Origin of the sequence: Pseudophaeobacter flagellatus (assembly GCF_021228235.1) — a bacterium.
GTDB classification, from domain to species: domain Bacteria; phylum Pseudomonadota; class Alphaproteobacteria; order Rhodobacterales; family Rhodobacteraceae; genus Pseudophaeobacter; species Pseudophaeobacter flagellatus.
Genome location: NZ_JAJQRG010000004.1, coordinates 114,001 through 134,815, shown reverse-complemented (window position 1 = coordinate 134,815; position 20,815 = coordinate 114,001). Strand labels below are relative to the sequence as shown.

Annotated in this window: 18 protein-coding genes and 1 tRNA gene; 11 read left to right on the top strand and 8 right to left on the bottom strand. The window is 59.4% G+C overall.

Going from position 1 to position 20,815, the window contains the following annotated elements:
• Window positions 1-690 (bottom strand): M48 family metallopeptidase, encoded by a 690-nt coding sequence (locus LRK71_RS09525; RefSeq protein ID WP_232402910.1) that lies wholly within the window; start codon window positions 688-690, stop codon window positions 1-3.
• Between the two features lie 100 nt (window positions 691-790).
• Here LRK71_RS09525 and LRK71_RS09520 point away from each other — a divergent pair, with 100 nt between their 5' ends.
• The 3 genes from LRK71_RS09520 to LRK71_RS09510 all read left to right on the top strand — a co-directional run bounded on the left by LRK71_RS09520 (window position 791) and on the right by LRK71_RS09510 (window position 2,190).
• Window positions 791-1,120: a TIGR02300 family protein gene (locus LRK71_RS09520; protein ID WP_232402909.1), complete on the top strand. Its 330-nt coding sequence runs from the start codon at window positions 791-793 to the stop codon at window positions 1,118-1,120.
• 189 nt (window positions 1,121-1,309) lie between these two features.
• Window positions 1,310-1,385 (top strand) — tRNA-Ala (locus LRK71_RS09515).
• Window positions 1,386-1,554: 169 nt separating this feature from the next.
• Window positions 1,555-2,190, top strand: a complete 636-nt coding sequence (locus LRK71_RS09510; RefSeq protein WP_232402906.1) for an AAA family ATPase — start codon at window positions 1,555-1,557, stop codon at window positions 2,188-2,190.
• Window positions 2,191-2,214: 24 nt separating this feature from the next.
• Here LRK71_RS09510 and argE read toward each other — a convergent pair whose 3' ends face one another.
• From argE to LRK71_RS09490, 4 genes are all read right to left on the bottom strand, one after another.
• Entirely contained in the window at window positions 2,215-3,426 is a 1,212-nt protein-coding gene (argE, locus tag LRK71_RS09505; protein ID WP_232402904.1) for an acetylornithine deacetylase, read from the bottom strand.
• Window positions 3,423-4,913 (bottom strand): tripartite tricarboxylate transporter permease, encoded by a 1,491-nt coding sequence (locus tag LRK71_RS09500; protein WP_232402902.1) that lies wholly within the window; start codon window positions 4,911-4,913, stop codon window positions 3,423-3,425. Before LRK71_RS09500 ends, argE begins: the two co-directional genes overlap by 4 nt.
• A 12-nt stretch (window positions 4,914-4,925) precedes the next feature.
• Complete coding sequence (locus tag LRK71_RS09495; protein WP_232402900.1) at window positions 4,926-5,420, bottom strand: tripartite tricarboxylate transporter TctB family protein; 495 nt, start codon at window positions 5,418-5,420, stop codon at window positions 4,926-4,928.
• A 99-nt stretch (window positions 5,421-5,519) separates the two neighbouring features.
• Window positions 5,520-6,491, bottom strand: a complete 972-nt coding sequence (locus LRK71_RS09490) for a Bug family tripartite tricarboxylate transporter substrate binding protein (protein WP_232402898.1) — start codon at window positions 6,489-6,491, stop codon at window positions 5,520-5,522.
• Window positions 6,492-6,611: 120 nt separating this feature from the next.
• Between LRK71_RS09490 and LRK71_RS09485 the strand changes: the two genes are divergently transcribed.
• From LRK71_RS09485 to cls, 4 genes are all read left to right on the top strand, one after another.
• Entirely contained in the window at window positions 6,612-7,523 is a 912-nt protein-coding gene (locus tag LRK71_RS09485) for a LysR family transcriptional regulator (protein ID WP_232402896.1), read from the top strand.
• Window positions 7,524-7,601: 78 nt separating this feature from the next.
• A complete protein-coding gene (locus LRK71_RS09480; protein WP_269751692.1) occupies window positions 7,602-8,039 on the top strand; it encodes a BLUF domain-containing protein in 438 nt (145 codons plus the stop codon).
• A gap of 183 nt (window positions 8,040-8,222) precedes the next feature.
• Window positions 8,223-8,909, top strand: coding sequence for an endonuclease/exonuclease/phosphatase family protein (locus LRK71_RS09475; protein WP_232402894.1), 687 nt, complete (start codon window positions 8,223-8,225; stop codon window positions 8,907-8,909).
• Window positions 8,903-10,336, top strand: a complete 1,434-nt coding sequence (gene cls / locus LRK71_RS09470; RefSeq protein WP_232402893.1) for a cardiolipin synthase — start codon at window positions 8,903-8,905, stop codon at window positions 10,334-10,336. The genes LRK71_RS09475 and cls overlap by 7 nt, the downstream gene beginning before the upstream one ends.
• Before the next feature lie 49 nt (window positions 10,337-10,385).
• On the opposite strand, the gene LRK71_RS09465 is transcribed toward cls, so the two are convergent.
• Window positions 10,386-11,105 (bottom strand): ZIP family metal transporter, encoded by a 720-nt coding sequence (locus tag LRK71_RS09465; protein ID WP_232402892.1) that lies wholly within the window; start codon window positions 11,103-11,105, stop codon window positions 10,386-10,388.
• 347 nt (window positions 11,106-11,452) lie between these two features.
• On the opposite strand from LRK71_RS09465, the gene LRK71_RS09460 reads away from it, so the two are divergent.
• From LRK71_RS09460 to katG, 3 genes are all read left to right on the top strand, one after another.
• A complete protein-coding gene (locus LRK71_RS09460) occupies window positions 11,453-12,412 on the top strand; it encodes a GAF domain-containing protein (protein WP_232402891.1) in 960 nt (319 codons plus the stop codon).
• Between the two features lie 128 nt (window positions 12,413-12,540).
• Entirely contained in the window at window positions 12,541-14,064 is a 1,524-nt protein-coding gene (adh, locus tag LRK71_RS09455) for an aldehyde dehydrogenase (RefSeq protein WP_232402890.1), read from the top strand.
• 314 nt (window positions 14,065-14,378) lie between these two features.
• A complete protein-coding gene (gene katG / locus LRK71_RS09450; RefSeq protein ID WP_232402889.1) occupies window positions 14,379-16,595 on the top strand; it encodes a catalase/peroxidase HPI in 2,217 nt (738 codons plus the stop codon).
• A gap of 258 nt (window positions 16,596-16,853) precedes the next feature.
• On the opposite strand, the gene LRK71_RS09445 is transcribed toward katG, so the two are convergent.
• Together LRK71_RS09445 and LRK71_RS09440 are read right to left on the bottom strand one after the other, a co-directional pair.
• Window positions 16,854-18,182 carry an aspartate aminotransferase family protein gene (locus LRK71_RS09445; RefSeq protein WP_232402888.1) on the bottom strand — a complete coding sequence of 443 codons (1,329 nt, stop codon included), beginning with the start codon at window positions 18,180-18,182 and terminating at the stop codon, window positions 16,854-16,856.
• Window positions 18,179-18,961 (bottom strand): beta-keto acid cleavage family enzyme, encoded by a 783-nt coding sequence (locus LRK71_RS09440; protein ID WP_232402887.1) that lies wholly within the window; start codon window positions 18,959-18,961, stop codon window positions 18,179-18,181. Before LRK71_RS09440 ends, LRK71_RS09445 begins: the two co-directional genes overlap by 4 nt.
• A gap of 409 nt (window positions 18,962-19,370) precedes the next feature.
• On the opposite strand from LRK71_RS09440, the gene LRK71_RS09435 reads away from it, so the two are divergent.
• Window positions 19,371-20,768, top strand: coding sequence for an aminotransferase family protein (locus LRK71_RS09435; protein WP_232402885.1), 1,398 nt, complete (start codon window positions 19,371-19,373; stop codon window positions 20,766-20,768).
• Window positions 20,769-20,815: the final 47 nt, after the last annotated feature.

Genomic DNA, 20,815 nt, shown 5'->3' with positions numbered 1-20,815 from the left:
CTAAAGAGGCTCAAACCGGTAGCGATGCAGCCCGCCGCCCTCTTGGCGCAACCAGCGGCGCGGCACCGTGCTGTCGCCATAGATCTTCGCCACCACCGCCCAGAAGTCAGCCGAGTGATTCATCTCGACCAGATGCGCCACCTCATGGGCCGCGACATAAGACAATACCTCACGCGGGGCCAGGATCAGGCGCCAGGAATACATCAGGGTCCCGGCAGAGGAACAAGACCCCCAGCGCGAGCGGGTGTCACGCAGGCTTAGCTTTGCATAAGCGCGCCCGACCTGCGCCGCATAGTGATCGGAACGCTCTGCCAGCCGATCCCGGGCCAGCTCTTTCAGGTAGCGTTGCAGTGACTTTGCCGGGTTGCTACTGCCAATGGCAACCGCGTCCTCGGCCAATTTCACCCCGCGCGCCGACCCCGGCACAATGCGGCGCGGCACACCTTCAATAGGAAGCATGCTGCCGAAACCAACCGCAACCGGCACCGGATGGCGCGCCAGATGATCGCGGATCCAGGGCTCTTTTTCGGCGGCGAAGTCCAGGGCTTCGCGCGCCGCCAGCCGCTTGGGCAGCGTCAGCGTCACCCGCCCGTCCAGCGCCGATATGCGCAGGCTGATCCGTTTCGCCCTCGCCGAGCGCCGCAGAATCAGCGGGACCGGCGGATCTCCGGGCAGGTGATATGCGCTCATGGCGGTGTCCCTTTATGGCAAAGGCTTTGACAGTGCCTACCTCATATGGCAAGGCAACTGAATCGTCGATACGACTCACCAGTAAATCAAGGGGACCCACATGCCCAACGAAGAATGGGGCGTAAAGCGCGTCTGCCCAACCACCGGCAAGCGGTTTTACGACCTGAACAAAAATCCGATCGTCAGCCCCTACACGGGCGAAGTTGTTGAGCTCAGCACTGGCAAAAGCCGGATGATCGAAGCCGACGCAGCGGATGCCGCCAGCGCCAAAGCCAAAGAAACCGACGCCGAAGACAGCGATGTTCTGGACGATGACGACGCAGACGTCGATCTGGATCTGGGCGATGACGTTCTGGACGATGACGACGACACCGATACTGTGCCGCTCGAAGAGATCGCCGATGTCGCGTCTGAAGACGACGAGACCTAAGGCCTGCCCAGGCTGCGCCACCTCTCCCAAGCAGCCCACCGGCTGCCTGGGGATCAGGCAAGAAGCCTTGGCAAAAAAACTCGTGACGATGGTGCATTTTCCTCTTGCGGCCCGCTTCATCGTCGCTTAAATCACCCACACACCGCGAGACGGACAGGCATAAAGCCTAGACATCTAGCGGAGTGATTTGGGGCCTTAGCTCAGCTGGGAGAGCGCCTGCATGGCATGCAGGAGGTCAGGAGTTCGATCCTCCTAGGCTCCACCAAATCACCCTTGAAAAGCACCAGATAGGTCTGCTTTTACTGTCAGAGAATTTGCCTTTGCCGCGCTGACAGGTGCTGTTTTCCTTACGAAAAACCATGCTGCCTTGATCCGCGCCCATGGCGCGTTGATCCCTTCGCAGCCCTTCCCCCTGTCAAACCCGAGGATGGCTCATGAGTGACCATTTCTTCGTCGTGACGGGCGGCCCCGGAGCGGGCAAGACCAGCCTGATCACCGAACTCGCCCGCCGCGGCTTCCACACAACCCCCGAATCCGGCCGCACGATCATCCGCGAGGAGATGCAGAGCGGCGGAGACGCCCTCCCTTGGGCGGATCGCATGGCCTATGCCGAAAGGATGCTGGCGCGGGACCTTCGCGCCTACAGCGCCGCGCAGGCGCTCTCCGGCCTCGTGATCTTCGACCGCGGCATTCCCGACATTCTGGGCTACCTGACGCTCTGCGGCCTCCCCGTGCCGCCCCACATCGCTGCAGCGGCCAAGGCAACCGTTCGCCCGACCCGTGCCGCCAAGATCCTCGGCATCAACATTCGAACGATACGGAGCCTGATGGACACAGGCGTTCTGAAGTCCCGCGAGGTTGAGGAGCTCAAGAGCGGGCGCATAAGGAGGTACGTCTGCGCCAAGTCAATGGAGCGGTTTTCCAAAGTCCATATCTCGGTGGTCGAACTGGCAACGGAAAGCGGGCGGCTGCCGGGCGTCGAGGCCGTGATCCAACTCAATCGCGGGGCGAAGCCTCTCCCCCTCGGGCTGCGCGCCAACATGATTTTCAGGCGAAGCGACGTTCTCTGAACCATCCCTCAAAGGAAGCCGACCTCAGGTCATCCCTGCGTCAGACTGTAGCGACAGGTGCGATATGAGGCTGCCCAGAAAGTCGATGCAAAGACCCAGCTGCTCCAGCGAGACAAACTCATTCGGCCGGTGCGCCTGCGCGATCGAACCTGGCCCGATGATGACCGAGGGAATGCCCCCCAGTTGCTCGAACACGCCGCCTTCGGACCCGTAGGAAACCTTGCCGCCCCAGGTCGGCAACAGAGATGCGTAGCGGGTAAACCCAGGAGTATTGCGCGCTTCACCCATCGCCGGATAGGCAAAAATGCGTTCAAAGGTGATGCCGGTGCCTTCGGCCTTCGCTGCCATGGCCGCACTCACCTCTGTCTCGATCTGCGCCAACAGCACGGCCATATCCGCCTCGGGGTCCATCTCGGGGATCGCACGCAGTTCGAAGGTGAAACTGCAGCTTTCAGGGGTGACATTGGTGGCGACGCCCCCTTCGATCATGGTTGCCAGCATGGTCGCATGTGGCACCGTAAAATCCGCATCAAATGGCCCTTCCAGCTCGTAGAGTCGGCCGCGCTCCGAGATACGCGCGATGGCCTGGGCAGCGTATTCGATGGCGTTCACATGCTCTGGCGCAAATGAGGAATGTCCCGAGGTGCCATTGACCTGTGCCCGCATGGCAATCTTGCCCTTCTGACCGGTCACCAGCTGCATCATCGAAGGCTCACCAATGATCGCGAATTCTGGCGGGGCGGGCAGCGCCGCCAAATACCGCGCAATCGCAGGCGCGCCCAGGCAGCCCACCTCTTCGTCATAGGAAAAGCACAGGTAAACGGGCCGGGTCAGCTTTGCAGCGGCCAGATCGGGGGCAACTGCCATGGCGCAGGCCGCAAAGCCCTTCATGTCGCAGGCCCCCCGCCCATAAAGCTTACCTTCCCGCAGCTCTGCAACGAAGGGATCGCTTTGCCATTCTGGCTCAACTGCGGGCACCACATCAGTATGGCCTGACCAGACCAGACCAGCCACATCTTCGGGACCGAAGGCCGCGACGAGGTTGGCCTTGGCACCGGTTTCGTCGGGCAGGATGGTGATGCGTGCGCCGAGATCCCCGAGATAGGCGGCCATGTGGTCGATCAGAGCCCGGTTGCCATTGCACGACACCGTATCAAAGGCGATCAGATCGCAAAGATGTTGGCCTGCGCGTTTCACCCGATCCTCGGCGCAGAGGGTCTCGCTCTGGTATGTCATTGTGCAACTTGTCTTTCTGTCTTGGATTTTCGGATTTCACGGCGCAGCGTAAAGCCTAGCGCAAACACGATCAGCGCAGCAAAGATCCAGGTAATCGGGGTGGAGAGCAGGACTGACGGATCCCCGCGTGAGATTGCCATCGCTCGGCGCAGGTTTTCTTCCAGCATCGGGCCAAGGATAAAGGCGATCAGGAATGGCGCGGCCGGAATGTTCAGCAGGAACATGCCAAAGCCGACCAGCCCCATAACCAGCAGTACCGCCACATCAAAGGTGCTTGAGGCGATCGAATAGATGCCAAAGATGCACAACAGCAGCACCAGCGGTGTCAGGAGCGTCTGCGGGATATAGGACACCTTGGCAAACATACGCATGGTTGCCTTGCCTGCAAAGAACAGCAGAACAGAGGATATCAGCATGCCGATCAGCAGCATATAAACCTCGTGCATATTGGTCTGGAACAGCAGCGGACCAGGCGTCAGTCCCTGAATCATAAAGGCCCCCAGCATGACGCCGGTGATCACGTCGCCCGGCACCCCAAGCGCCAGCAATGGGATCATTGTTGCGCCACAGGCACCGTTGTTAGCCGATTCCGACGCGGCGATGCCCTCCAACTCTCCCTTGCCAAACTTGCTGCCGCGCTTGGAACTGCGCTGCGCCTCGCCATAAGAAAAGAACGCTGCCGATGAGGGGCCAATACCGGGGATTGCCCCCAGAACAGAGCCTATCACAGAGCCTTTCAGAATACTGCGCAACGAGCCCATGAACTCTTCTCGTGTCACATGTTGTGCGCCAAGTGTCGCAGCCTTTTCCGTCTTGGCCACCCGCATCACCACCAGTTTTATCAGCTCGGGCAGCGCAAACAGACCGATCAGCACTGGCGCAATCGACAGCCCCGCCTGCATGTCAGGGGTAAAGGCAAAACGGAACGAACCGTACATGTCTTCGCCAACCGTCGCTAACAGCAGCCCCAGGGCCGCTGACACCAGGCCAAGCAGTAGCGAATTGCCGGACACGCCGGCCACGGTGGTCAGCGCAAACAGCATCAGCATAAAGAATTCAGGCGGACCGATCTGCAGCGCCAGGATGGCAAGCGGCGCGGCAAAGAAGATCAGCGAAAGATTGGATATGAAGTCACCGATCACCGAAGAATACAGCGCCATGTTCAGCGCCTTGCCCGCCTTGCCCTGTTGGGCCAGCGGATAGCCGTCAAGCGCGGTACAGGCTGCCGAGGCGGTGCCCGGCGTCTTGATCAGGATGGCCGAGACCGACCCCCCATAGGTGGAGCCCTTGTACAGGGCGACTAACAGGAGAATCGAGGGCACCGGATCCATGTAGAAGGTGAAGGGCAATGCCAAGGTCACCGCCATAGTTCCGGTCATGCCGGGGATGGCTCCAACAATGACCCCACCCCAGATACCTGCGATCATGATCAGCAGGTTCTGGAGCGTGGCAACCGATTGCAGCGCCGATAGAATTTCGTTGAGCATGGATATCTCCTATCAGAAGCCAAAGGGCTTGGTCAGCGCGCCCTTGGGAAACTGGGTGCCGAGCGAGTAGGTGAAGAAAAGAAGCAGCAGCCCTGGCCCGACAAAAGACAGCAAAAAGATCCACAGCTTGTGGTCGCGCTCGCCGGTCATCAGCACCACAACCAGCGTCAGCGCCATGGTCGAGAGCAGAAAGCCAAGGTACGGTATCAGTGCCAGGAACAGGCCGAAAACGCCCACCAATCCAGCGAACCGCAGCCCCATGCGCCATGGGCTGCTGCCATCGGTTTCGATGGGCTCTTCCTCTGCTGCCGGCCTGGTCAACGCCAGGCACAACGCCAGTAGGCCAAGCGCGATCCCGATCAGCGAAACAGTGCGCGGCCACATGTCCGGCGGCGGTGCAAAACCGGGAATGAACGCGGGACGGGGCACAAATGTAGGAACCAGGGCGAAGGCGGTAAGCGCAAAGAACGCGGCAATTACCAGCCCCCGCAGGACGGGCTTGGACATGGCGAGACTCCTGGGGGAAAAGGTCCTCGTATGAGGAGAGCGGCGCGGCCCGATCCGGGCCACGCCAGTAGGTCGTAAAGGGGCCTGTACGGCGCGCCCTTAGTTGGGCAGGTAACCGAAGTCCTTCGCCAGACCGTTGAACAGTTCATACTGCTGCTTGGCAAACTCGGTCATGTCGACATCACCGATTGTCGAGATAGAACCACGACGGCGCGCCAGTTCCAGCCACTGCTCATTAGTGGCCACGTCAGCCAGAACGGTGTTCCATTTGGCGACAACCGCTTCGGGCAGGTCCTTGGGACCGTAAAGCGCACTCCAGCCACCGATCTGGCCAGCGGTTTCATACCCCAGCTCTTGCGCGGTGGCGACATCGGGCAGGCTGTCCATGCGCTTGGGCGCAAAGACCATCAGCGCCTTGAGATCTCCGCTTTCGATATGCGGCATCAGCGACCCAGCGGACATGGCAACAAAATCCACGTGACCGCCCAGCAGTGCCGTGGCCAAGGCGCCGCCACCTTTGTAAGGCACCAGGGTCGCCGCTGTCAGCGGGTCAAGGTCGTTGTCAGCCAGCAGAGCCTGAGTGGTGAAACCGTCAATCGCAGTGGCGCCCGACGCGGCATAGGTCATACCACCCTTGCCGTCCTCGATAGCGGCAATCAGCGCCTCGACAGAATCATGGGGGGCATCGCTGCGCACGGCGAGGATCATTGGCGTGGCTTCCAGCATGCCCAGGAAGGTATAGGAATCCCACGGCACGGCAGAGTCCGGCATCACGGCGGGTGACAGCGCCATGCCAACACGGGCCAGCAGCAGCGTGTAGCCATCAGCATCAGCAGCCGCAACCGAGCGGGCACCGTTCATACCACCAGCACCCGGCCGGTTCATCACGGTCACGGGCTGGCCCAATGCGGGCTGAGCGGTCTCTGCCAGGGCGCGACCGGCAAGGTCAGAGGCGCCGCCAGGGCCATAGGGAACAACCAGCGTCACCGCCTGATCTGGATAGGTTTGAGCCGCAAGCGGGCCGGTCATGGCGATCATAGCAAGAGCAATCGATCCGAGTAGTTTTTTCATGTTCACCTCACGTCTGGTCCGGAAAATCCGGAGCTGTTGGATTGGCGACACCATCCACAGTATGCGATTGTTGACAATGGCATGCCGTCAGTTGCATTAAATGCATACTGAGGGGCAATCATGTACAAACTCAAAGAACTGGAAGCCTTCGACGCCTATATGCGGCTGGGCGGCGGCAAGCTCGCGGCCGAGTATTTGCAGACCAGCCAGCCGATGATCAGTCGGCTTTTATCCGGGCTTGAGGACAAGGTCGAATTTACGCTTTTCTTACGTAAACGCAACCGCTTGGCCCCCACACCAGAGGCCTTTCGCTTTCATCAGACAGTGGTGCGTCACCTCGCCGGATTACATGATCTAGAGCAAGAGGCCGTGGCCATTGCCAATGGCCAGGTCGGCCATCTGGTGATCGCCGCGCAGCCCGTGTTCTGCGATACATTTCTGCTCGACGCGCTGCAAAGATTTCGTGAAACCCACCCGCAGGCGACGGTGCAGATCGTCGATGTAGGCATGGCTGAGCTGCTGCGGATGATCTCTGAACAGCGCTGCGACCTTGCTTTTGGAATCACCCTGAACGCCGAGGCCTTTGGCGGCGATGCCAAGCCATTGGGCCATTGCGCTGCACGCTGCATCATGCCGCGGGGTCACCCGCTTGGCACGGTCGAGGAAATCCCCCTGCCCAGGCTGCGCAAGGAATGGTTCATCGACCTCTCTCCTGACAGTCCGCTGCGCCAGCGCGTCGACAATATGATGGATACGATTGATGTGCGGCGCACCATCGCCGCCGAGCTGCGCACCCTGCAGGGGGTTGTGCGGCTGGTCGAGCGCGGCGTCGGCCTGGCCATCGTCGACCCGGTGGCGCTGCGGCTGATTGATACCAAGAAGGTCACAGCGCATCGGCTGATCCCTGAAATCACCTGGGACATCGCCCAATTCGTGCCGCGCGGCCGCCCGCTCAGCCCGGTTGGGCAGGCCTTTGCTCAGGCCATCGCCGACGAGATCGAGAGCCTCAAGAGCGAGGGGTTGGTGGTATGATACCCCGCGTCAACCAAATGAATAGCCTGATCGGCGAGCCTGGGTTAGGGTCTCCTTATAACAACCATAGGCCGGATCATGTACAGGACTGTCTATATAAGTGCTGCGACGAACTTGTTTTCAGACGCACAGCTTGAGGCCCTGCTGGCCGTGGCCCGCCGCAATAATCAACGCGATCATATCAGTGGTCTATTGATGTACCACGACGGATCATTCCTGCAGGTGCTGGAGGGAGAGCGTGAAGCGGTCGAGGCCTGTATCACCCGTATCGCTGCAAACCCCAACCACACACAATTTCTACGGCTGGTTCAAGGCGAAGTGCCCGACCGCCTGTTTCCCGCCTGGTCGATGGGTTTCGCGCGCCCCGAGGATCTGGGTGACGCAGACGGGCTGACTGGGCTGGATCGGGTGCTTGAGGAATTGCCACGGCTGCGCGGCCTCGATCGCCAGGTTGCAACCCTGATCCGCTCTTTCTTTGCTACCCACTCAGACTATCTGGCGCGCCTGACCGTCTGAACGGCGTTTGGCATCGACTGGGCGCAGGGCCTGCGTCACGCACTGCAACGTATCTAGGATAGATGAATTCCGCGACACGATGGAAGATCTGAATGCGCTCTATTGCGCAGGTTCTCGCTTTCATGTCCCTGGACCTCCTGCCAGTATACACCCGACATGATGACTTGAGGCAGCAGGTAGCTGATGAGACTGGCAAGCTACAATATCCGCAAGGCCTTTGGGCTTGACTGGCGGCGAGATCCGCACCGGATTGTGGATGTTATTGGTGAACTTGATGCAGACATCGTGGTACTGCAAGAGGCCGACAAGCGCCTTGGCCAGCGCCCCGGCGTCCTGCCGCTTGACCGTCTGCAACAAGAGCATGGCCTTGTTCTGGCACGGCATTCGCTAAACAGCCAGAGCCATGGCTGGCATGGAAATGCAATCTTGTATCGGGGTGAGCATTTTCCGACACCGGGCACGGAACGCATTGCCCTGCCTGCACGTGAACCGCGCGGCGCGATTGCCGCCCATTTCAAGATGACGGGCTTCATCGTCATTGGCGCACATCTCGCCCTTACCAGCGGCATAAGAAAACAGCAGCTCAAGGCGCTCTGCGCCCATGTAGGCAATTCCGGCATTCCCACAGTTATCGCCGGTGATTTCAACCACTGGGGCCGAAAACTGCCGGTGCACGGACATGAAGTGATCACCCCCGGCTTCAGCTTTCACGCCAGCCGCCGGGTTGCTGCCTTGGACAGGTTTATCCTATGCGGAGGGATTTCCGCGATTACATCCAGCGTTCACACGTCACTGAAAGCGCGCCGCGCATCGGACCACTTACCGGTGGTGCTCGACTTTGTAATCTCAAGGGGGCACACCACGTGCTGATCGTACTAAGCGTCGGCCACGCTCTGCTGGTCTTGGCATTTACTATCCGAATCCTGCTGCGAGATGACCTGTCGCCGCCTGCACGGCTTGCCTGGTTTATCGTGATCAATGTCGTTCCCTACTTTGGCAGCTCTGCCTATTTTCTCTTTGGGGAAGTCGATATTGGCCATCGCGCCAGTAAAAAACGCCGAGAGATACGCGCAGAACTCGATGCGCTGTCCAGCGCGGTGGCGGGGGATCCGGAGACCGGCACCAGCTTGATTGACCCGGCCTATGTTCCGGCCTTTCAATATGCCGCCTCGATAAACGGGCTTTACCCCCTGCCAAACAATCAGGCGGAACTGCTGGAGACGCCCGAAGAAACGGTAGACAGGATGGTGCAGGACATCGACAGCGCAACCGACCATGTTCATGTGCTCTATTACATCTGGCTGGGTGATCGGACCGGAACCCGCCTTGCCGAAGCGCTGATGCGCGCCAGCGCCCGTGGCGTCACCTGCCGCGCCATGGCCGACGGGCTTGGCTCACGCAGGCTCATCGCTTCGCAGTTGTGGCGACGGATGGAGGCGGCCGGCGTACGACTTGCCGTATCGCTCTCGCTGAGCAATCCAGTCCGTACGATACTGACCAGCCGCATTGACATGCGCAACCACCGCAAGATTACCGTGATTGATGGCAGCATAACCTATTGCGGCAGCCGCAATTCAGCCGATCCAGAATATCTGGTGAAACCGAAATATGCGCCCTGGGTTGATATCATGCTGCGATTCAAAGGACCCGTTGTTGCCCAGAACCAGTTGTTGTTCATAAGCGACTGGACAGCAGCAACAGGTGAGAAATTCGACAAAATCCCATCCGGCGAGACCGCCCAGTCAGACGGGTTCCCCGCTCTCGTTGTCGGTGACGGCCCGACAGTGCGCCGCAGCGCGACGCCGCAGCTCTTTTCCAGCCTGATTGCCTGTGCCCGCAGCGAGATTACAATTTCGACGCCCTACTTTGTGCCGGATGCGACATTGCTGGAATCGCTTTGCGCGGCGGCATACCGTGGCATTCGCGTGACCCTGATATTCCCGGCGCGGAACGACAGCTGGGTTGTAGCAGCCGCAAGCCGCAGCTTTTATCGCCGATTGCTGGAGTCAGGCTGCATCATTCACGAATTTCAGGGTGGATTGCTGCACGCCAAGACCTTCACAATGGATGGAAAGGTCTCTGTCATTGGGTCAACAAATCTAGATCTGCGCAGTTTCGACCTGAACTACGAAAACAACATCCTGTTTCAAGATCAAGCGATGACAGACCGTATTCACGCAAGACAGGAATCCTATATCTCCAGGTCGCAATCGGTTGATCTCGCTGATGTATTAGCCTGGTCACCACAGCATAGAATCTGGAACAACGTTGTCGCGACGGTTGGTCCGATTTTATGATCTGCGTGGCCGCTGCTGCCCCCTCCAGTCCTGAAGGAGGCCCGCCCATTCAGGAAATGACGATGGAACCAACCAAGCCGAGCAGAAAACCGGCAACCGCGCCCAGCGGCGGTGCCCAATGGGCTTGCAGGACGGCTTGCGGTGCAATGTCTTCAAAGGTCAGATAGATGATGCCGCTTGCGGCGAACAGCATCACCCCACCAATAAGGGCGGGACTGTCGGCAAGAAATTGATGGCCAAGAAACGCGGCAACAGGCCCGATCAACGCCAGGGCCATGAAACAAGCCAAAAGCGCCTTTGGTTTCTGATCACTATCGGCGCTAATTTCCCGGTAAGCGTTAAACCCTTCGGGGAAATTCTGCAGGGCAATCAGCAAGGCCAACAAAAAACCGACTGGTTCTCCGGTCGCAAGCGCTGCGCCCAACGCGATGGCTTCGGGGATGAAATCAAGCAACATTGCCATGACTTGTCCGTCTGCACCGCCGCGTCTTGCAATCAACCGATCAGCAAGAAAGAAGACAACACCACCGGCAGAAAAGCAGGCAACAACCCAGAACAGCGACAGCTCTGCAACCCCTTCCGGCACCAGCACCAGCGAGACAGCAGCCAGCAATGCACCACCGCCAAAGGCGATCACGCCGTGGCGAAATTCGCTTTCCAACCAGAGCGGTCGGATTCTCTCGATACTGGCTAGATAGGCTCCAAGGGGAATTGTGGCGCCCGCCAGCAGCGACAGCAAAAGTGAGAGAAACAAGCTATCCACATTCATGCCACTGTTCCAGTCTCATATTGTGCAGTGCCTCCTGTATCACGGTGCCCCTGCCCGCAATGGCATCAGCATGGGGGCAACAGGTTTCAAATGGCGGCCGATGGCTCAGGCCTGATGGGTAACATAGCAACCACCCTGCAGCACGACACCTTTGGTTGCAAAGAAAAAGTCACCCCAAGGCAGAGCGAACCATTGCCTCTTCCCGGCACGAGACTAGGCCAAAACCTGGGCAGGGCTGTTAGCAGACCATCAACCATCGCAAACTGAATATCGCGCCTCAGCCAGACAAACTTCCAATTGTGTCCGATATGGTAGAGTATGGCGGACAAATCCAAGCTGAGGCGCTGATGTCACCAAAAACCTCACATGCCGAAAAGGTGCTCGAAGCGGCCAGTTCCGCTTCTGCTGCGGCGCGTTCGCAAGTGGCGGCAAGCTGGCATCGTTCCGCCCGGAAACATGGGTTACATCCAGATAATACAAGCGCACCCGAGTTAATCGAACATTCGGCGCTGCGTGATCGGCTGAATATCCATGAGCAATTCATGATGGTCGCCGCCCCGCGGCTGGACGCGCTCTATTCCCTGGTTGGCCAGTCCGGGTGTGCCGTTTTGCTTACGGATGCAGAGGGGGTCATCCTGGATCAACGGGTATCGGATGCGGATAAGCCGACCTTCGAAGGCTGGGGCCTGCGCGCCGGTGCGGATTGGAGCGAAGAACGCGAAGGCACCAACGGGATTGGCACCTGCCTGACAGAGCGCCGGAATGTCATCATTCACCAAGATGAACATTTTCACGCGCGCAACACCGGGATGAGCTGTATCGACGCGCCAATTTTTGGCGTTGAAGGCCAGATCGTCGCCGCCCTTGATGTGTCATCTGCACGGGCCGATCAGACCGAAGCCTTCAACAGGCTGATCGCAGCACAGGTGGCGCAAACGGCACGGGCGATCGAAGAAGCCAACTTTCGGGCGGCCTTTGCAACCTCGCGGATCATCGTCGCAGACTGTGATGATGGGGAATCGGCAACCCTTTTGGCAATTGACGGCAATGATCTGGTGGTGGGGGCCACGCGCGAAGCCCGCCGCGCATTTGGCTTGGCGGGGACCGGGCCGCTTTGCGCCCGTCCGGCGTCGGATCTTCTGGGGCGCGAAGACGGCCCTACGGGATTCGAACGGGCCGAACGGGCCGCTGTCGTTCGGGCCCTTGCGCGGGCGGATGGCAATGTCTCGCAGGCTGCACGGCAGCTTGGGGTGGCACGCGCGACGCTCTATCGGCGCATGAAGCGGCTCGGGTTGAACGAAACCTGATCCGACCTGTCTCAGGGCTGAGACACTTTTCCTGAACAATCGATTCCACGCTGATGACGGCTGTGTCTTGCTGCGGCAGTCATGATGTCAGCCCCGGTGGAGGACTTGGGCATAGAGGAGGAGATACCATGAAAGATCTAGCACACACTGCACCCGGCACCTATACGTCGCCCTTCAAAACCCGGTATGACAACTTTATCGGCGGCCAGTTTGTTGCTCCGGTGAACGGTCAGTATTTTGAGAATGTAACACCAATCACCAATGAGAAAATCAACGATATCGCCCGTTCGGATGCGGCTGATGTCGAATTGGCGCTGGACGCGGCGCATGGGGCCAAGGCTGCATGGGGCAGCACCTCTGCCACGGAACGCGCCAACCTGTTGTTGAAAATCGCAGATATGATTGACGACAACCTGGAGCTGCTGGCACAGGCTGAAACCTGGGACAACGGCAAACCGATCCGCGAGACCATGGCGGCAGATATCCCTCTGGCCGCCGATCACTTCCGCTATTTCTCTAGCGTTTTGCGTGGCCAGGAAGGCTCGATGAGCGAGATCGACGCGGATACGGTTGCCTACCACTACCATGAGCCGCTTGGCGTTGTCGGCCAGATCATTCCGTGGAATTTCTCTATCCTGATGGCTGCGTGGAAATTGGCCCCCGCCCTGGCCGCAGGCAATTGCATCGTCCTGAAACCCGCCGAGCAGACCCCGGCTGCAATTATGGTCTTTGCCGAGATCATCAATGAGCTGCTGCCAGCCGGGGTGTTGAACATCGTCAACGGCTTTGGCGCCGAAGTCGGGGCCGCGCTGGCCACATCAAAACGCATCGCCAAGATCGCCTTTACCGGTTCGACGGAAACCGGCCGCACAATCATGAAGGCGGCGACGGAAAACCTGATCCCGGTGACCCTGGAACTGGGTGGCAAAAGCCCGAATGTCTTTTTCTCGGACATCATGCGCGAAGATGACGCCTTCTTTGACAAGGCTATCGAAGGCTTCGTCCTGTTTGCCTTCAACCAGGGTGAGGTCTGCACATGCCCGTCGCGTGCGCTGGTGCAGGAAGACATCTATGAGGCCTTCATGGAACGGGTGATCGAACGGGTGAAAGCCATCAAACACGGTGACCCGCGCGACCCGGAAACCATGGTCGGCGCACAGGCTAGCAAGGCACAGCAGGAAAAAATCCTGTCCTATTTCACCATTGGGGCTGAAGAAGGGGCCGAGGTTCTGATCGGCGGCAATGCGGCGAATTTCAGCGGTGAGCTGGCAGGCGGCAACTACATCCAGCCCACCATCCTCAAGGGCCACAATAAGATGCGCGTGTTCCAAGAGGAAATCTTTGGCCCGGTTGTTTCGGTCACTACTTTCAAGGACGAAGCCGAGGCTTTGGCGATTGCCAATGACACGATGTATGGGCTTGGTGCCGGCGTCTGGTCACGGGATATGAACACCTGCTACCGCATGGGCCGCGCGATCCAAGCCGGCCGGGTCTGGGTCAACAACTACCACGCCTACCCCGCCCACGCAGCCTTTGGCGGCTATAAGCAGTCCGGCATCGGGCGTGAAAACCACAAAATGATGTTGGATCACTACCAGCAAACCAAGAACCTGCTGGTCAGCTACAATCCCAACAAACTGGGTTTCTTCTAAGACACAGTTACTGGCCTTCGCGCAGGATTGCGAGGGCCAGTAGAATACGGAACGCCTAGGTGTGGTCTGCCAGTGCCAACATGCGCGCAATTGTCCAAAGGGCTATGCGCGCCCTGGCCAACTGCCGCGCCATCAGATCTACACCTCATCCATAATTTTTTCCTATGGAAGATATACAAAAGTACGATTTCATTTTATCGATTGACCCTGCTACCCTCTGGGCATCTCAACACGTGTAGCGGTGTGTTTTGCTACCAGCCCCGCGCCGGGCCGGTGAAGACACACGAGCAAAACAACCAGACAGGAGAGCACAGATGGACGGACACGACACCCCAGAGACAGGCGGTTGCCCGGTGATGCACGGTGGCGCACAAAATGCCACGCATGCTGCGCGTTCCAACAAGGACTGGTGGCCCAATCAGCTTAACCTGAAACTACTCCATCAGAATTCTGAAAAGTCGGATCCGATGGCGGCAGATTTCGACTATGCCGAAGCCTTTAAATCACTGGATTATAAGGCGCTAAAGCAGGACTTGTTTGCCCTGATGACCGACAGCCAGGACTGGTGGCCCGCAGATTATGGCCACTATGGCGGGCTGTTCATCCGCATGGCCTGGCACAGCGCCGGCACCTATCGGACCTCGGATGGGCGGGGCGGTAGCAGCACCGGACAACAGCGCTTTGCACCACTGAACAGCTGGCCTGACAATGGCAACCTCGACAAGGCCCGCCGCCTGCTCTGGCCGATCAAACAGAAATACGGCAACAAGATTTCCTGGGCGGATCTGATGATCCTGGCCGGCAACTGCGCCATCGAGAGCATGGGCGGCCGGACCTTTGGCTTTGCTGGTGGACGCGCCGATGTCTGGGAACCGGAAGAGGATGTCTACTGGGGCCGCGAAGACGAATGGCTGGCCGACAGCAGCGCGGCAAACAGCCGCTACTCTGGTGAACGTGAACTGGAAAACCCGCTGGCCGCAGTACAGATGGGCCTGATCTATGTGAATCCCGAAGGCCCGGACGGCCAGCCGGATGCCCTGGCATCCGGCCGCGATATCCGCGAAACTTTTGCGCGCATGGCGATGAACGACGAAGAAACCGTGGCCCTGGTGGCCGGCGGGCATACCTTTGGCAAGGCGCATGGCGCCGGCGATCCCGCGCTGGTTGGTCCAGAGCCAGAGGCCGCCCCGATCGAGGAAATGGGCCTTGGCTGGATCAACGCCTATGGCAGCGGCAAAGGCGCTGATACCACCACCAGCGGCATTGAAGGTGCCTGGACCGCAAACCCCACCCAATGGGACAATGGCTATTTTGATCTGCTGTTCGGCTATGACTGGAATCTGACAAAATCGCCCGCTGGCGCCTGGATCTGGGAACCTGTGAATGTGCGCGATGAAGATCTCGCCCCGGCGGCGCATGATGCCAGCCAGAAGGTCAAGACCATGATGACCACCGCCGATATGGCGATGCGCATGGATCCGATCTATGGCCCGATCTCGAAACGTTTTCACGAAAACCCGGAAGAACTGGCCGAAGCCTTTGCCCGCGCCTGGTTCAAACTGACCCACCGCGACATGGGGCCACGCTCGCTCTATCTGGGCGAAGAGGTCCCCGAGGAAGAGCTGATCTGGGAAGACAATGTGCCAGCCGTCGACCACCCGCTGGTGGGCGCAGATGACATTGCCGCCCTGAAGGCCCAGATCCTTGCCTCTGAACTTACGAGCCCCGAGCTGATCTCCACCGCCTGGGCCTCGGCCTCCACCTTCCGTGGATCGGATAAGCGCGGCGGTGCCAATGGGGCACATATCCGGCTCAGCCCGCAAAAGGACTGGCCTGTCAACCAGCCAGAGCAATTGTCAAAGGTGCTCACCACGCTGGAAGATATCCAGACCAGCTTCAACGCTGCCGGAGGGGATACGCGGATCTCTATGGCCGATCTGATTGTGCTGGCCGGGTCTGTCGCCGTTGAACAGGCCGCCGAAAAGGCTGGCCACCCCATTGAGGTGCCCTTTGCGCCGGGTCGCACCGATGCCAGCCAGGAACAGACCGATGTCGAGAGCTTTGCCGTGCTGGAACCCGAAGCGGATGGGTTCCGCAACTATCAGAAGAAAAAGTATCGGATCGCACCGGAAGAAATGCTGCTGGACAAGGCGCAGCTGCTGACCCTGACGGCGCCAGAAATGACGGTGCTGATCGGCGGCCTGCGTGTGCTCGGGGCGAACCACAACGGAACGGACCTGGGGGTCCTCACCCAGGCACCGGGTGTTCTGAACCCTGATTTCTTTGTGAACCTGCTGGATATGGGGGTGAAATGGGCACCACAAGACGATGGCACCTATATCGGCAGTGATCGCACCTCTGGCGCAGAAAAATGGCGCGCCACCCGCGTAGACTTGGTCTTTGGCTCTAACGCCCAGCTGCGCGCCCTTGCCGAACGCTATGCTCAGCAGGATGCCAAGGCAGCATTCGTAGAGGATTTTGTCGCGGCCTGGGTCAAGGTAATGAATGCAGATCGCTTTGATCTGAAATGAAGATACCGCCCTCGCCTGCTGGGCGGGGGCGGCTACACGTAGACCAGAGAGCGACACCCTGTTGCAATAGGGCGCTGGGGTTTCCCCCCGCCAGCCCAGTCCAGGGCTCGCGCCCGGCAAGCCCACACCATTGTGACCAGCGCTCGGGAACGAGCGCGTGCCATCCAGAAAACTGCCCGAAAAACCAATCAGGTGATCTTAGGCCCGTTGGCTGCGCGTCCTCAGCGCGGCCACTTGCCTGTTAGGGCCGCAGGGCCGCTACACCGTTGCCAGGGCCTGGGTGATTGCCGCCCCAAGCTTGTCCACCACCTCGGTGATCTGAGGTTCCGAAATAATGAACGGCGGTGCCAGCAGGATGTGATCGCCTAGCCGCCCGTCGCGGGTGCCCGACATCGGATAGCAGATCAGCCCCCCGTCAAACGACGCGCGCTTTATCTTGGCAGCCAGCCCAAGACCCGGATCAAAGGGGGCTTTGGTGCCACGGTCCGCCACCAGTTCTATACCGCGAAACAAGCCCCGGCCGCGGATATCCCCGACGTGGGGGTGATCGCCAAAGCGATCGACCAGCGCCGCTTGCAGCTGCTCTCCCATGCTGGCACAGCGGCTGATCAGATCCCGGTTCAGCATCTGTTCCACCACTGCCAGCCCCGCCGCCGTAGCAACCGGGTGGCCAATATAGGTATGTCCGTGCTGAAAAAAGCCGCTCCCCTCTGCCACAGCGTCATAGATCTGGCCACTGCACAGCATGGCCCCGATGGGCTGATAACCGGCGCCCAGCCCCTTGGCGATGCAGAGAATATCCGGCGCGATGCCATCCGCATCGCAGGCAAACAGATGCCCGGTACGCCCCATGCCGCACATGACCTCATCCAGGATCAGCAGGACGCCATATTGATCGCATATCTCGCGGATACGCTTGAAATATCCTGCCACCGGGGCCACTGCGCCCGATGTGGCCCCAACCACTGGTTCAGCCATGAAGGCCATGACAGTTTCCGGGCCAAGCCGCAGGATCTCCGCCTCCAACTCATTGGCGACCCGCTGACCATAGTCAAAGGCGCTCTCATCCGGTTTGCGCTCGACATACTCATAACAGGGGGCGATATGCGAGACCCCGATCAACAGCGGGTCAAATTGCTGCCGCCGCCAGGCATTGCCACCCGCCGCCAGGGCCCCGAGGGTATTGCCGTGATAGCTTTGGCGCCGTGCAATCAGATGGCGGCGCGCAGGCTCGCCGCGTTCCAGATGATACTGCCGCGCCAGCTTGATCGCCGCCTCCGTCGCTTCGGAGCCGCCCGAGACAAAATAGACCCGGTCCAGATCACCCGGTGCCTGGGAAATCAGCAAATCCGCCAGCGCCTCGGCCGGTTCCGAGGTCATGAACCCAGTATGGGCAAAGGCCAGTTTTCCCACCTGATCCTGAACCGCCCGGATCACCGCCTCATCGGAATGTCCAAGGCAGGACACAGCCGCACCGCCCGAGCCATCCAAGTATCTTTTTCCATTTTCATCAATTAGATAGCAACCATCACCAGCAACGGCGGTGGGCAAGTCGGCCTTGGTATGGCGGGGAAAAACATGGCTCATGCTGGGCTCCTTTGTAGGGTGTGACCGGCTGCGCTTGCGGCTTCGATCAGGGCTGCAACCGATGCCGCATTATCCGCAAGCGGGCGGCCATTCTGGGTTTCGATGTTGTTTTCAAACCCAACCCGGACATTGCCCCCGGCAGCAATTGCTGCCAGCAGACAGGCCTGCTCGGCCCGGCCAAAAGCACAGAGGCTCCAGCGCAGATCCAGCGCTGCGGCATCAACCGCCACCTGAGCCACCGCATCCGGGTGGGCCAATAGCGGCGGCACGTATTGCCCAAGAACAAAGATCGCATCCCGCATCGTCGTGGCCACCACCCCAGTGTCGTACCAAATCCTGAGCTGCGCAAGACAGCCCGGCCCATAAAGGATATGCTGCACCTCTGTGCCAGCTTCGGCACAATGGGCGTAGACCCGCGCCGCAACCTCTGGGGCCTGGGCCATTTCACGAATAGAGATCGAGGCCGCAGAGGGGCGCAGCGCCTGCAGGCAGGCAAACTGGTCATCGGGGGTATAGATCCCGGCGCTCTCGGTTGTGATCTGCACCGCCATGCCCGGCGCGGTCTCGGCCACTGCTGCCAGTGCGCCCCGGTAGCGGCCTGCATCCAGAGAATGCCGCCCTTCGTCATCCCGTACATGCAGGTGCAACGCCGTTGCCCCGGCGGCCTGACAGAGCTGCGCGACCCGCGCCAGCTCTGCCTCTGTCAGGGGCAACGCCGGGTGATCTGTTTTCTGACGGCGCGCCCCATTGGGGGCCACCATGACGTGATAGAGTGCCATAGCTGACCTTCTGCCTGGATGTTGTCCGGGCACAGGATGGGTCGAGCGACCATTTGATCTCAATACCCTAACATAAGATCATTTGCTCTTTTATGATGCGTTGCGCAAAGACAGGCCGTTCTTGCATCTTTTCTTACACATTTGTCAGCGCCTACCACTGTGCGCTATGAGACGGATCCAACACGATTGGAAAAAAGATCAATTTTACCAGTTGGTTAAAAAATTAAGATATGAAAAGCAGCCCCCCGCGCGCCCTATACACAGCCCGCAGCGCACAACTGGACACAAAACACCCCACCATCTGGACCTAGAGTATCTGGCGGTTTTGGCGTTTCGTCAGAATACAACGACTCCGGCTGACAGGCAGCTGGCAGACACCCCCACTTTTATATTTATGGAAGGACATGTCATGGACGGCACGTTCAACGAAAACGATCTCAGCCGGGTAGTTGCGGCTGACAAGGCCCATGTCTGGCACCACCTGATTCAGCACAAACCCTTTGAAGAAAATGATCCCCGCATCATTGTTGAAGGCAAAGGCATGCGCGTCTGGGACCAGAACGGCAAAGAATTCCTTGATGGGGTGTCGGGCGGCGTCTGGACTGTCAATGTCGGCTATGGCCGCGAAGACATCTGCAAGGCTGTCTACAACCAGATGATGAAGCTGTGCTATTTTGCCCAGTCAGCAGGCTCGATCCCCGGTGCCTTGTTTGCCGAAAAGCTGATCGAAAAAATGCCTGGTATGAGCCGCGTTTACTACAACAACTCCGGCTCAGAGGCGAACGAGAAAGCCTTTAAGATGGTGCGCCAGATCGCGCACAAGAAATACGGTGGCAAAAAGACCAAGATCCTGTACCGCGATCGCGATTATCACGGCTCCACCCTGGCAGCGATGTCCGCTGGCGGCCAGGATGAACGCAACGCCCAGTATGGTCCCTTTGCGCCCGATTTCATCCGCGTGCCCCACTGCATGGAATACCGCAAGCACGAACTGGGGCTTGAACATCTGTCGGGACGCGACTTCGGCATTGCCGCCGCAAACGCCATCGAAGAGGTGATCCTGCGCGAAGGCCCTGAAACCGTCGGCGCGCTCTGCCTTGAGCCAGTGACGGCAGGTGGTGGCGTGATTGAGGCCCCCGAAGGCTATTGGGAACGCGTGCAGGAAATCTGCACCCAGTATGACATCCTGCTGCACATCGACGAAGTGGTCTGCGGCGTTGGCCGCACCGGCACCTGGTTTGGCTACCAGCACTATGGCATCAAACCTGATTTTGTCACCATGGCCAAAGGCGTTGCCTCCGGCTATGCGGCCATCGCCGTGCTGGTCACCACCGAGAAGGTCTTTGACATGTTTAAGGATGACGCCTCGGATCCGCTGAACTATTTCCGCGATATCTCCACCTTTGGCGGCTGCACCGCCGGCCCGGCTGCGGCGCTTGAAAACATGCGCATCATCGAAGAAGAAGGCCTGTTGGACAACTGCACCGCCATGGGCGAGCGGATGATGAACAACCTGCTGGCACTAAAGGAAAAGCACGCCATCATAGGAGATGTACGCGGCAAGGGGCTGTTTCTTGGCGCCGAGCTGGTCACCGATCGCGAAACCAAAGACCCAGTGGATGAAAAACTGGCCCAACAGGTTGTCGCGGATTGTGGGGCCCAGGGGGTTCTGATTGGCGTTACCAACCGGTCGATCCCCGGCAAGAACAACACCCTCTGCTTCAGCCCGGCGCTGATCGCTACGGCAGACGATATCGACACCATCACCAATGCGGTCGACAAGGCCCTGACCAAGGTCTTTGGCTAGGGCAGCTCCGCGCAGACCAGGCCATGAACGAGAGGCAACTCTCAGGC